Below are 12,370 nucleotides of genomic sequence, written 5' to 3'. Positions count from 1 at the left end.
TCAAAACGGCGGTTACGGAGCAATCGATCGTGGTGGTGGGGACTAGTTGGAGGGGAAGTTGTACGAAGCACCCGAGGCGTGGGTGGCTTCGGGCCAGCGGGACGTGATGACTTTACCGCGGGTGTAGAAGGACACACCTTCCGGGCCGTAGATGTGCTTGTCGCCGAACAGGGAGGCCTTCCAGCCGCCGAAGGAGTGGTAGGCCACCGGGACGGGCAGCGGCACGTTGATGCCGATCATGCCCACGGTCACGGAACGCTGGAACTTGCGGGCGTTGGCGCCGGAGGAGGTGAAGATCGCGGTGCCGTTGCCGTAGGGATTGGCGTTGATCAGGGCGATGCCTGCGTCCAGGTCCTCGACGCGGACCACCACGAGGACCGGTCCGAAGATTTCCTCGGTGTAGGCGGTCATTTCGGTCTTGACGTGGTCGATGACCGTGGGGCCAACCCAGAAGCCTTCCTCGTGGCCGGGGACCACCAGATCGCGGCCGTCCACCACCATGGCGGCACCGGCGGCTTCCGCCTCGGTGACGATCTTGACGATGCGTTCCTTGGAGGCGGGCGTGATCACGGGGCCCATTTCGGCGTCGGGCGCTGTGCCGTTGTTGACTTTCACGGCGAGGGCGCGCTCCTCGACCTTCTTGACCAGCAGGTCCGCGGCGTCCCCGACGGCGACGGCCACGGAGATGGCCATGCAGCGTTCGCCCGCGGAGCCGAAGGCGGCGGCGGCGAGGTGGTCTGCCGCGTTGTCCAGGTCGGCGTCGGGCATGATGATGGCGTGGTTCTTCGCCCCGCCCAGAGCCTGGACACGCTTGCCGTGTTTGGTGGCGGTCTCGTGGACGTACTGGGCGATCGGGGTGGAGCCAACGAACGAGATGCCGTCCACGTCCGGGTGGGTCAGGAGCCCCTCCACGGTTTCCTTGTCGCCGTGCAGGACCTGGAACACGCCATCCGGCAGGCCGGCCTGCTTCCACAGCTTGGCCAGCAGCATCGAGGCGGACGGGTCACGCTCGGAGGGCTTGAGGATGAACGTATTGCCGGCGGCGATGGCCATCGGAGCCATCCACAGCGGCACCATCACCGGGAAGTTGAACGGGGTGATCCCGGCGACGACGCCGAGCGGCTCGCGGAAGGAGAAGACGTCGATCCCGGTGGAGACCTGGTCCGAGTAGTCGCCCTTGAGGAGGGTCGGGATGCCGCAGGCGAACTCGATGACCTCGAGGCCGCGGCCGATCTCGCCCTTGGCGTCGGAGAGGACCTTGCCGTGCTCTGCGGTGATCAGTTCGGCCAACTCGTCCACGTGGGCGGCAACAAGTTCGCGGAACTTGAACAGCACATTGGTGCGCTTGGCCAGGGAGATGTCGCCCCAGCTGTCGGCAGCCTTGCGGGCCGCGGCCACGGTGGCATCCAGGTCCGCACGGTTGGCCAGGCGCAGCTCCGCGGACACGGCGCCGGTGGCCGGGTTATAGACCGGCTGCGTACGGGTGCCAACGCCGGCGGTCTCTGCCCCGTTGATGAAGTGGTTGATGGTGGTGACGGTCGTCGTTGACATGGTGTTGGACTTCCTTTGGTCTGTGGGGGTCTAGCCGAGCAGTTTGCGCTGGCGGTTCTTGTGGTCGGTATAGGTCTTGAAGGCCTGCTGCGTGGAGTCGAGGTCGGAGACCTGGGAGACGGGAACGTCCCACCATGATTCGGAGCTCGGGGCGTCCAGCAGGGGGTCGGATTCAACGTGGATCAGGATGGGCCCGCCGCGTTCAGGCGCGGCCTTGGCGTCCCGGATGGCCTGCTCGAGTTCGGCGATGACCTTCTCCCCCGGTTTGATCCGGATCACCTTCACGCCGAGGCTTTCGGCGTTCAGGGCCAGGTCCACGGGGAGGGTTTCGCCTTCGTCGAAGCTGTGCTGCTCCTCGTTCAGCGCCCGGTACTGGGTGCCGAAACGCTGCGAACCGAGGGATTCGGAGAGCGAGCCGATGGAGGCGTAGCCGTGGTTCTGGATCAGGACCACGATCAGCTTGATGCGTTCGGCGACGGCGGTGACCAGTTCGGTGTGCATCATCAGGTAGGAGCCGTCCCCCACCATCACGACGACGTCGCGCTGCTCGCCACCGCGCGCGGCTTCTGCGAGCGCGGCGCGCTTGACGCCGAGTCCGCCCGGGATTTCGTAGCCCATGCAGGAGTATGCGTATTCCACGTGGTAGCCGAAGGGGTCCCGGACGCGCCACATCTTGTGCAGGTCACCGGGCAGCGAACCCGCCGCGCAGATGACGACGTCCGCGGCGTCCATGGCCCGGGACGTGGCGCCGATAATCTCGTTCTGGGCCGGCAGCGGCGTGAAGCGGGTGTCGAAGGCTTCGTCCACCGTGGCGTCCCAGCGCTTCTTCTCCGCGGCGATCGTCGCTTCGAGGTCCGCTCCGATACGGTAGCCGCCCAAGGCCGAGTTCAGCTTGACCAGTGCCTTGCGGGCATCGGCGACGATGGGCAGCGACGTGCCGTGCTTGTACGCGTCGATGGCGGCGACGTTGATGTTGATGAACTTAACGTCGGGGTTCTGGAACGCGGTCCGCGAGGCAGTGGTGAAGTCCTCGTAGCGGGTACCGATGCCAATGATGAGGTCCGCCTCGGCGGCGATGGCGTTGGCCGCCGTCGTGCCCGTGGAGCCGATGGCGCCGAGCGAGAACTTGTGGTCCCACGGCAGGACGCCGACGCCGGCCTGGGTGTTGCCCACCGGGATGCCGGTCAACTCGGCAAATGCAGCGAGTTCCTCGTTGGCGTAGGCGTACAGGACACCGCCACCGGCGATGATCAGCGGGCGCTTCGCGGCACGGATGGCCTCGGCGGCACGGCGGATGTCCTCGTCGTCGGCCTCGGGGCGGCGGATCCGCCACTCGCGTTCGGCCAGGAACTCCTCGGGCACGTCGAAGGCTTCGGCCTGGACGTCCTGCGGCAGCGAGATGGTCACGGCACCGGTTTCGGCCGGATCCGTCAGGACACGCAGGCCGTGGTGGAACGCCGAGAACAGTTGCTCCGGGCGGGTCACCCGGTCGAAGAACTTGGACAGCGGCCGGAACGCATCGTTGACGGTGATGTCGTAGGCGTAGGGCTGCTCGAGCTGCTGCAGGACCGGGTCCGCGGCGCGGGTGGCAAAGGTGTCGCTGGGCAGCAACAGCACGGGCAGGCGGTTGGTGGTAGCCAATGCCGCACCCGTGAGCAGGTTCGAGGATCCCGGACCGATGGAGGTGCTGATGGCAAACGTCTGGCGGCGGCGGGTGTGCCGGGCGTAGCCCACGGCCTGGTGCACCTGAGCCTGCTCGTTGCGGCCCTGGTAGTACGGCATGATCGCCGGATCGAGCTGCTGGTACTGCTTCAAAGCCTGCCCGACGCCGGCAACGTTGCCATGCCCGAAGATACCGAACGTCCCAGGAATCAGCCGCTCCCGGTAATCCAGCCCGCCAACAGAGTCAACGGTGTACTGCTTGGACAGGTACTCGACGACGGCCTGGGCGACCGTCATTCTGCGTGTTGCTGTTTCCATGTGAAGTTACTCCGATACTTTCGCTGATGACTGCAGCGCGGGCGTCTTGAGCAGCGAGGCGGCCGTGGCGACGGCCCCGGCCACATCGCCGTCGGCCGGGTACAGCAGCGTCCGGCCCACGGTGAGGCCCTGGACGCCGGGCAGGGCCAGGGCGGCCTGCCAGCTGGCGAAGACCTCGTCCTGGGTGCCTTCCGGGTCCCCGCCGAGGAGCACGGTGGGCAACGTGGTGGCGGCCATGACGCGTTCCATCTCCGCCACTACGGGCAGCTTCATCCAGGTGTAGGCGCTCGTGGAGCCCAGGCCCTGGGCGATCGCGATGGACTTGATGACGGCGTCGGGGCTGAGGTCGTTGCGGACCTTGCCGTTCTGCCAGACCGAGAGGAAGGGTTCCACCATGGCGATCAGCTTGCGTGCGGCGAGGGAGTCGACGGCCCGCGCCGTGGCTTCCAGGGCGGAGGCGGTGTCCGGGTCGCCGAGGCAGATGCGGGTCAGCATCTTGCCGCCGTCGGCGCCCAGTGCTTCCAGCGCCGCGGCCGTGTGGCCGGTGAAGCGGTCGTCGATTTCGTTGACGAGCCCGGCCAGGCCACCGCGGTTCATGGAGCCGAAGACAAGCTTGCCTTCCAGGGCCCCCAGCAGGAGCAGGTCGTCCATGATGTCCGGGGACGCCAGGACACCATCGACGGCGGGATTCGCCAGGGCGATCTGCAGGCGGTCCAACAGATCGCGGCGGTCCGCCATGGCCACCGGATCGTTCCCCACGGAGAGGGCTCCGCGGGCGGGGTGGTCGGCGGCAACGATGAAGTTCTGCACACCGTACTTCAGCCCCGGATGGCGCCGGCGGGTGGCTGCCGCGCGGGCAACGGCGTCGGGGTCTTCGAGCCGGAGGGCGCTCAGGTGCTGGTAGCGGCGGGGATCGTCGTTGGCGCTCAAGACGCTGCTCCTTCGGAAACTGTGGTGTGGGACGGATGTGAGGCGGCGGCACCGGCCAGGGCGGGAGCCAGGCGGCCGCGTTCGGCCAGCAGCGAGGTGACCTCCTCCGGCGTCGGCATGGCGTCGGCGCAGGACAGTCGGGAGGCCACAATGGCGCCGGCGGCGTTGGCGTAGTCCAGGACCTGGGCCAGCGGCCAGCCGGAAAGCAGTCCGTGGCAGAAGGCCCCACCAAACGAGTCGCCGGCACCGAGGCCGTTGAGGGTTTCCACCGGGACCGGCGCGGAGACCACGCGTTCGGTGCGGGTCTTCGCCATCACGCCTTCGGGGCCAAGCTTGACCACGGCGATTTCGACGCCGGCGGCCAGCAGCCGGTCGGCCTGCTCGTCTGGGGTTCCTTCGCCCACGGCGACGGCACATTCCTTGTCGTTTCCGATGGCGACCGTGACGTGCGGCAGGATCTTGGCAACCTCGGCCCGGGCGTCATCTTCGGAGGCCCAGAACATGGGCCGGTAGTCCAGGTCCAGGATGGTGTACTGGCCTTCCTTGAGACCGGTCCGGGGACGGGCAGCATGGGCGGCCAGGTGGGCTCCGCGGCTGGGCTCCTGGCACAGACCGGTCACCGTCGACCAGAAGATCCCGGCTTCACGGATGGCATCCAGGTCCAGCTCCGCGGCCTTGATCTGCAGGTCAGGCGCCGTGGGGAAACGCCCGTAGAAGTAGAGCGGAAAATCATCCGGCGGCATAATGGCGCAGAACGTCACCGCGGTGGGCCATTCCTTCACCGGCGTCACGAAAGCATCGTCCACGTTGAACTTGCGCAGTTCACGGTGGAGGTATTTCCCGAAGGCGTCGTCGCCGGTGCGCGTGATCACGCCTGCAGTGCGGCCATGCCGCGCGGCGGCCACGGCCACATTGGATGGGGAACCTCCGAGGTACTTTCCGAAGGACGTGACGTCCTCCAGATCCACCCCGATGTCGTTCGGGTAGATATCAACACTGATGCGCCCGATCGTGAGCAGTTCGTGGGTCACGGTAATCGCGGACCTTTCTGGTTTGAGCTCCATACCCCTGTACAGCAAGAGCTAGGGCTCGGGTTCCTGGCCGGGCCCCCGTGAGCGGGGCCACAACCACTACCTTGCCCTAGAATCATTGTCCTGTCAAAGGTTTGTACTGACATATTTACAACCTGCACAAGGCGCTGAATTGGCACCCTCGGAATTACTTCCGGGGGACCGCCAGTTCGCCCGTGACGTACTGCGCCCGCCCGAAGCCGAACGACCAGTCACCGGCGGCATTCTCCACATATCCGATGAACACGTCCTCACCGGCAATATCAAGCCCCGCCAGCCGGTCGGCGATCGCCGCAAACAGCGACTGCTTGGCCGCCTGGCTCCGGCCGCCCTGCGTAAAGATCTGGATCATCACCACATCGGGGGTGCGCTCGAAGCCGAGTCCTGCATCCTGGGCGACTATCTGGCCCTGCGGGTGCTCGGTGAGAATGTGGAAGTAGTCACGCTCCGGGATGGCATACTCCGCGAGGATCGCGTCATGGATGCCCCCGCTCAAGCGCTGCAACTGTTCAGCGGTGCGCCCGTTATTAACATCGATTCGTACCAGCGGCATTTTTCATCTCCCTGAAGTTTGTCCTGACATACTAACAAACTTCGGTAAGGATCGGCAAGGAAAATCCCCAACACCCCTTCCGTCTCGGGCAGGGCCGGGAGTATGGTTAAACAACCAAATAGTTGATCAATGAATAAGTTGATTAACAGATCGAGAAAGGCCTGCACCACGATGAACCCCGACGACGGCACCCTGGACTCGGCCTTTATGGCCCTGGCCGACCCCGTGCGGCGGCGGATCATCGCCCGGCTCAGCCGCGGGCAGGCCACAGTCAACGAATTGGCGGAACCCTTCGCGATCACCAAACAGGCGGTCTCGAAGCACATCCAGGTCCTTGAGCAGGCAGGGCTCGTCACCCGCAGCAGGGAAGCCCAGCGCCGGCCCGTCCACCTGAATCCCGCACGGCTGGAGGCTCTCACAGCGTGGATCGACCAGTACCGGCTGGTCCGCGAAGAGCAGTTCCGCAGCCTGGATGCCGTGCTTCGATCCAGCGCCGCGCCAGCGGCGAGCAATGCTAAGGAGTCATCATGAGCAATTCCCTGAAACTCAGCGTTCCCGACGGCCTTCCTTTTATCGACTTCGAGCGGGAGTTCGACTTCCCGGTGGCGGACGTCTTCCGCGCGCATAAGGACCCTGATCTGATCGTCCAGTGGCTCGGCCCGCGGGGACTGAAGATGGACATCGACCACTACGATTTCCGCACCGGCGGCACCTACAGCTACCTGCACACGGGGCCGGACGGCGTCGCCTATGAGTTCAGCGGGGTCTTCCACACCGTCCGGGAAAACGAATTCGCCATCCAGACCTTCGAGTTCGGCGGCTACCCGGATGTTGTCAGCCTTGAATTCATGACGTTTGAGGACCTCGGCAACGGACGCACCCGCCTGCGGGGCCACTCCGTCTACCCCACCCAGGAGGCCCGCGACGGCATGGCGCAGTCCGGCATGGAAGGCGGCATGACCGAGGGCTACGAGCGGCTCGACGAACTGCTCAGCGGCGCCAAGGTCCAGAACAGCCCTTAAACGCGTACGACGGCGGCCGGTTACCTTCCCGGAGAAGGTAACCGGCCGCCGTCGTACTGGTGGTCAAGACCCGCTGGTCGAGCCTGTCGAGACCTGAGGAAGGCCTAGCCGTTGAACTCCGCCGGGTGCGGACCGGTGCGGCCGTCCCGCTCCAGGCCGTCGATCACGGACAGTTCCTCGGCCGTCAGGTCGAAGCCGAACACGTCCAGGTTCTCCCGGATCCGCTGCGGGGTGACGGACTTGGGGATGATGATCCGGCCCTGCTGCAGGTGCCAGCGAAGAATGGCCTGCGCCGGGCTCACCCCATGCCGTGCCGCGATGTCCACGACGGCCGGATCTGCCAGCACGGCACCCTGCGCGAGCGGGCTCCAGGCCTCCGTGGCGATCCCGTGTGCGGCATTAGAGTCTGCAATGTCCCGCTGTTGCAGGGCCGGGTGGAGTTCAATCTGGTTGATGGCCGGGACCGTGCCGCCCAGGTCGATGACCTCCTGCAGGTGTTCGGGGAGGAAGTTGGAGACGCCGATGGCCCTGGCCTTGCCGGTGGCAAGCAGGTGCTCCAGCGCCCGCCAGGACTCGAGGTACAGGCCGGTTGCCGGCGCCGGCCAGTGGATCAGGTAGAGGTCCAGGTAGTCCAGCCCCAGCTTGTCCAGGCTGGCGTCGAACGCGGCCAGCGTGGCGTCGTAGCCGAGGTCGGCCACCCAGAGTTTGGACGTAATGAACAGTTCTTCCCGGCCGATGCCCGACTCGGCGATGGCGCGTCCGGTACCCGCCTCATTGCCGTAGATGGCGGCGGTGTCGATGCTCCGGTAACCGGCTGCAAGCGCGTGGCTGACCGCGACGGTGGTGTCGTCGTCGGACACCTGGAAAACGCCGAACCCCAGCTGCGGCATCCGCACGCCGTTGTTGAGGGTGATCTCGGGGACAGACGTGGTGATGGGGGTGGAAGTCATGGGTTCTCCTGTTGCAGGTTGAGGATTGCGGTTTGAAGGTTTAGTGCAGGACGGCGACGGGCTCGGCAGCCACGCGTTCGCCGGAGGCGGCGTTGGCGTTGGCGCTGGCGCTGGCTTCAGAGGATGCGTGCCGGACGGCCCGCTTGGCTCCGACGGCGGCGATGATCATCACCACGAGCCCCAGCAGGGTGATGCCGGCCCCTGCCCAGATGGGTGAGGTGTAGCCGAGTCCGGCGGTGATGGTCACTCCGCCGAGCCAGGCGCCGAGGGCGTTGCCGACGTTGAAGGCGCCGATGTTGGCGCCGGACGCGAGGGTGGGGGCGCTGGAGGCGTACTTCATCACACGCATTTGCAGTCCCGGCACCGTGGCGAAGCCGAAGCCGCCCATCAGGACGATAGAGGCGACGGTGAGCGCCTGGTTGCCGGCGGTCAGGGCAAAGCCGACGAGTACAACCACCAGTACGGAGAGCACCACAACGAGCGTGCGGTCCACGTTGCGGTCCGCCGCCTTGCCGCCGATGGTGTTCCCGACAAAGAGGCCCACACCGAAGACGATCAGCAGCCACGGCACGGTGGAAGCCGCGAAGCCGGAGACCTCGGTGAGGGTGAAGGCGATGTATGTGAAGGCGCCGAACATACCGCCGTAGCCGAGGATCGTAACGAGGATGGACAGCCACACCTGGCCGGAACGGAAGGCGCGCAGTTCACTGCTCAGGGTTCCGGGCGTGGTGTCCCCATGGCCGGTCTTCGGAACCAGCGCGAGGATGCCCGCCAGGGCGATGACTCCGATGACGGTGATGGCCCAGAACGTCGAGCGCCAGCCTGCCGCCTGTCCCAGCATGGTGCCGAACGGCACGCCCAGGACGTTGGCGGCGGTGAGCCCGGTGAACATGATGGCGATGGCGCCGGCCTTTTTGGTGGGGGCAACCATGTCCGCGGCCACCACGGCTCCGATCCCGAAGAAGGCACCGTGCGCCAGGGCGGCGATGATCCGGCCGATCATCATCATCCCGTAATCGGGAGCGATGGCGGAGACGAGGTTGCCGGCGATGAACAGCACCAGCAGGACGGCGAGGACGGGCTTGCGTTCGAAGCGGGTCACCGCGGCAGTCAGCACCAATGCGCCGACGACCACGGCAAGAGCGTAGCCGGAGATCAGCCAGCCGGCCGTGGCCTCGCTGACCTGGAAGTCGGCGGCAACCTCGGGCAGCAGGCCCATGATCACGAACTCGGTGAGTCCGATGCCGAACCCGCCGAGGGCGAGGGCTATCAGGCCAATGGGCATGGGGATGCTCCTTTGAAAACTGTACGGAATGAGATAGAACGCGTAAGCTAGTAGTTGCAGACGCGTTATTTATTGTTGCACAAGCAGATACACCGCGCAAGCAACTATTATCGATTGTGCTCCGCCTCACGCCGCCAGGCAGCTGGAGCACCCGCGAGAGGAAAGACAGATGGGCATCAAGGACGACGCCGTGGAGGTCCGGGCACAGGGTTGGCGCACGCTCGCGGCGCTGCACGGCCTGATCGAGGGTGAGCTGGAACGCTCCCTGCAGGCCGAATCAAAGCTGTCAGTGGTGGAGTACACCGTGCTGGATGCGCTCAGCCGCCAGGACGGCTGGCATATGCGCATGCAGCAGCTCGCCCGCGCCACAGCCCTCAGCGCCAGCGCCACCACCCGGCTGGTCAACAGGCTTGAGGACCGCGCCCTGCTGACCCGGATCCTCTGCGCGGACGACCGCCGCGGCATCTACACCGAGCTCACGCCCAGCGGCATCGCCCTGCTGGAGGAAACGCGCCCGGTCCATGACGCCACGCTGGAGCGCGCCCTGGCCGAGGCCCAGGAGATTCCCGAGCTGGCCGCGCTGGTGGACGCACTCCCCCGGCTCCACGCGAACGCCTAGTTCAAGCACGACGGCGGACGGTCACCTTCAGAAGAAGGTGACCGTCCGCCGTCGTACTTAACCAAGAACGCGGGGTCACTCCGTACCCGATCCAACCTCTGGAACGGGCAGGGAGTGACCCCGCGTTGCACTTTTTGGTGCTAGAGCGCTGCGTAGACTTCGCGCAGCAGCTTGGCGGTCTCGGACGGCGTCTTGCCGACCTTCACGCCTGCAGCCTCGAGGGCTTCCTTCTTGGCCTGGGCGGTTCCGGCGGAACCGGAGACGATGGCGCCGGCGTGGCCCATGGTCTTGCCTTCGGGAGCGGTGAAGCCGGCAACGTAGCCAACAACCGGCTTGGTGACGTGTGCCTTGATGTAGTCGGCAGCACGCTCTTCAGCGTCGCCACCGATTTCGCCGATCATCACGATCGCCTTCGTCTCGGGGTCGGCCTCGAACGCGGCCAGGGCGTCGATGTGCGTGGTGCCGATGACGGGGTCGCCGCCGATACCGATGGCGGTGGAGAAGCCAAGGTCGCGCAGCTCGTACATCATCTGGTAGGTCAGGGTTCCGGACTTGGAAACCAGGCCGATGGGGCCCTTGCCCGTGATGTTGTTCGGCGTGATGCCAACCAGCGCTTCGCCGGGGGTGATGATGCCGGGGCAGTTCGGTCCGATGATGCGGGTGACCTGCTTGCCGTCGGCGTCAACCGTGGACTGGGCCAGTGCCCAGAACTCGGCGGAGTCCTGGACGGGCACGCCTTCGGTGATGACAACGACCAGGCCGATGCCTGCTTCGATGGCTTCAACCACGGCATTCTTGGTGAATGCCGGCGGGACGAAGACGATGGAGACGTCGGCGCCGGTTTCGGCAATGGCTTCCTTGACGGTGCCAAAAACGTTGATCTCGGTGTCGCCGTGCAGGACCGTGGTGCCGGCCTTACGGGCGTTGACGCCACCAACAATGTTGGTGCCGGCCTTCAGCATCAGGGCGGTGTGCTTGGTGCCTTCGCCGCCGGTGATGCCCTGGACGATGACCTTGGAGTCCTTGTTCAGATAGATAGACATGGTGCGTCCCTTTACTTAGCTGCGTTGGCGAGCTCGGCGGCCTTGTCGGCGCCCTCGTCCATGGTGGCGGCCAGGGTAACCAGCGGGTGGTTGGCCTCGGCCAGGATGCGGCGGCCTTCCTCAACGTTGTTGCCGTCGAGGCGGACTACCAGCGGCTTGTTCGCGGAGTGGCCCAGCTCGGCCAGCGCGCCAACGATGCCCTTGGCGACGGCGTCACACGCGGTGATGCCACCGAAGACGTTCACGAATACGGACTTGACCTGCGGGTCGCCCAGGATGACGTCGAGGCCGGCAGCCATGACCTCGGCGGAAGCTCCACCGCCGATGTCCAGGAAGTTGGCAGGCTTGACGTTGCCGTGGTTTTCACCGGCGTAGGCAACAACGTCCAGGGTGGACATGACCAGGCCTGCACCGTTGCCGATGATGCCCACTTCGCCGTCCAGCTTGACGTAGTTCAGGTCCTGCGCCTTGGCCTTGGCCTCGAGCGGATCTGCAGCGTCCTTGTCTTCAAGGAGGGCGTGCTTGGCGTGGCGGAACTCGGCGTTCTCGTCGAGGGAGACCTTGCCGTCCAGTGCCACGATGTCGCCCGCGCCGGTCTTGACCAGCGGGTTGACCTCCACGAGGGTGGCGTCTTCCTTCTTGAAGACGTCCCAGAGCTTGAGGATCACGGCGGCGACCTTGCCGCGCAGTTCCTCATCGAAGCCTGCAGCTGCGACGATTTCGTCAGCCTTGGCCTGGTCGATGCCCACAGCGGGGTCGATGGCAATCTTGGCGAGCGCCTCAGGGCGTTCGACGGCGAGCTGTTCGATTTCCATGCCACCTTCTACCGAGCACATAGCCAGGTAGTTGCGGTTGGCCCGGTCCAGCAGGACGGAGAAGTAGTACTCCTCGGCAATGTCGGCACCCTGGGCAATCATCACCTTGTTGACGGTGTGGCCCTTGATGTCCATGCCCAGGATGTTGGTGGAGTGCTCAAACGCCTCATCGGCGGTCTTGGCAACCTTGACGCCGCCAGCCTTACCGCGGCCACCAGCCTTAACCTGGGCCTTAACGACAGTTACGCCGCCGATTTTCTCGGCAGCTGCCTTTGCTTCTTCTGGGGTGTACGCCACGATGCCGGCAAGCACGGGTACACCGTGCGCCTCGAACATATCGCGCGCCTGGTATTCAAACAGGTCCACGGTTTAGTGTCCTTCTACGTCGAAGTAGTTTCTGTACAGTCGGGCACCGCCGAAGACGATGACCGGGCTGCGGATTGCCTGCACCTGCGACCAGTCCGGAAACGGGCCCCACAGCGCAATGCTCCATTCGGAACTCTAGCCCTCTCAGAGGACCGGCCCGTTCCACACTACCGCTTATGTGAGTAA

At 65.6% G+C, this 12,370-nt stretch carries 12 protein-coding genes; 3 read left to right on the top strand and 9 right to left on the bottom strand.

Going from position 1 to position 12,370, the window contains the following annotated elements; all coding sequences use genetic code 11:
* Window positions 1-42: 42 nt before the first annotated feature.
* The 5 genes from ASG77_RS14460 to ASG77_RS14440 form a co-directional block, all read right to left on the bottom strand.
* Window positions 43-1,551 (bottom strand): CoA-acylating methylmalonate-semialdehyde dehydrogenase, encoded by a 1,509-nt coding sequence (locus ASG77_RS14460; protein WP_056346701.1) that lies wholly within the window; start codon window positions 1,549-1,551, stop codon window positions 43-45.
* Window positions 1,552-1,581: 30 nt separating this feature from the next.
* Entirely contained in the window at window positions 1,582-3,531 is a 1,950-nt protein-coding gene (gene iolD / locus ASG77_RS14455; protein ID WP_200950773.1) for a 3D-(3,5/4)-trihydroxycyclohexane-1,2-dione acylhydrolase (decyclizing), read from the bottom strand.
* 6 nt (window positions 3,532-3,537) lie between these two features.
* Complete coding sequence (locus ASG77_RS14450) at window positions 3,538-4,461, bottom strand: Cgl0159 family (beta/alpha)8-fold protein (RefSeq protein ID WP_056346698.1); 924 nt, start codon at window positions 4,459-4,461, stop codon at window positions 3,538-3,540.
* A complete protein-coding gene (gene iolC, locus ASG77_RS14445) occupies window positions 4,458-5,492 on the bottom strand; it encodes a 5-dehydro-2-deoxygluconokinase (RefSeq protein WP_056347313.1) in 1,035 nt (344 codons plus the stop codon). The genes ASG77_RS14450 and iolC overlap by 4 nt, the downstream gene beginning before the upstream one ends.
* A 187-nt stretch (window positions 5,493-5,679) precedes the next feature.
* Complete coding sequence (locus ASG77_RS14440) at window positions 5,680-6,084, bottom strand: tautomerase family protein (RefSeq protein ID WP_056346697.1); 405 nt, start codon at window positions 6,082-6,084, stop codon at window positions 5,680-5,682.
* A 171-nt stretch (window positions 6,085-6,255) separates the two neighbouring features.
* Between ASG77_RS14440 and ASG77_RS14435 the strand changes: the two genes are divergently transcribed.
* On the top strand, window positions 6,256-6,615 hold the full coding sequence (locus ASG77_RS14435) for an ArsR/SmtB family transcription factor (protein WP_056346696.1): 360 nt from the start codon (window positions 6,256-6,258) through the stop codon (window positions 6,613-6,615).
* Complete coding sequence (locus tag ASG77_RS14430; protein WP_056346695.1) at window positions 6,612-7,106, top strand: SRPBCC family protein; 495 nt, start codon at window positions 6,612-6,614, stop codon at window positions 7,104-7,106. Before ASG77_RS14435 ends, ASG77_RS14430 begins: the two co-directional genes overlap by 4 nt.
* Window positions 7,107-7,210: 104 nt before the next feature.
* Here ASG77_RS14430 and ASG77_RS14425 read toward each other — a convergent pair whose 3' ends face one another.
* Both ASG77_RS14425 and ASG77_RS14420 read right to left on the bottom strand, forming a co-directional pair.
* Window positions 7,211-8,056: an aldo/keto reductase gene (locus tag ASG77_RS14425; RefSeq protein WP_056346694.1), complete on the bottom strand. Its 846-nt coding sequence runs from the start codon at window positions 8,054-8,056 to the stop codon at window positions 7,211-7,213.
* Window positions 8,057-8,096: 40 nt separating this feature from the next.
* The gene (locus ASG77_RS14420) at window positions 8,097-9,341 is read right to left on the bottom strand and encodes an MFS transporter (protein WP_056346692.1); all 1,245 of its coding nucleotides are present in this window, start codon (window positions 9,339-9,341) and stop codon (window positions 8,097-8,099) included.
* 169 nt (window positions 9,342-9,510) lie between these two features.
* On the opposite strand from ASG77_RS14420, the gene ASG77_RS14415 reads away from it, so the two are divergent.
* Entirely contained in the window at window positions 9,511-9,960 is a 450-nt protein-coding gene (locus tag ASG77_RS14415; RefSeq protein ID WP_056346690.1) for a MarR family winged helix-turn-helix transcriptional regulator, read from the top strand.
* Between the two features lie 140 nt (window positions 9,961-10,100).
* Here the strand turns inward: ASG77_RS14415 and sucD are convergent, their stop codons facing one another.
* Together sucD and sucC are read right to left on the bottom strand one after the other, a co-directional pair.
* Window positions 10,101-11,003 (bottom strand): succinate--CoA ligase subunit alpha, encoded by a 903-nt coding sequence (sucD, locus tag ASG77_RS14410; protein ID WP_056346687.1) that lies wholly within the window; start codon window positions 11,001-11,003, stop codon window positions 10,101-10,103.
* Window positions 11,004-11,014: 11 nt separating this feature from the next.
* Window positions 11,015-12,184: an ADP-forming succinate--CoA ligase subunit beta gene (gene sucC, locus ASG77_RS14405; RefSeq protein WP_056346685.1), complete on the bottom strand. Its 1,170-nt coding sequence runs from the start codon at window positions 12,182-12,184 to the stop codon at window positions 11,015-11,017.
* Window positions 12,185-12,370 lie beyond the last annotated feature (186 nt).

It is taken from the genome of Arthrobacter sp. Soil762 (assembly GCF_001428335.1).
Taxonomy (GTDB): domain Bacteria; phylum Actinomycetota; class Actinomycetes; order Actinomycetales; family Micrococcaceae; genus Arthrobacter.
Note: the sequence above shows the minus strand (reverse complement) of the source record. Positions and strands in the feature narration are given on the sequence as shown.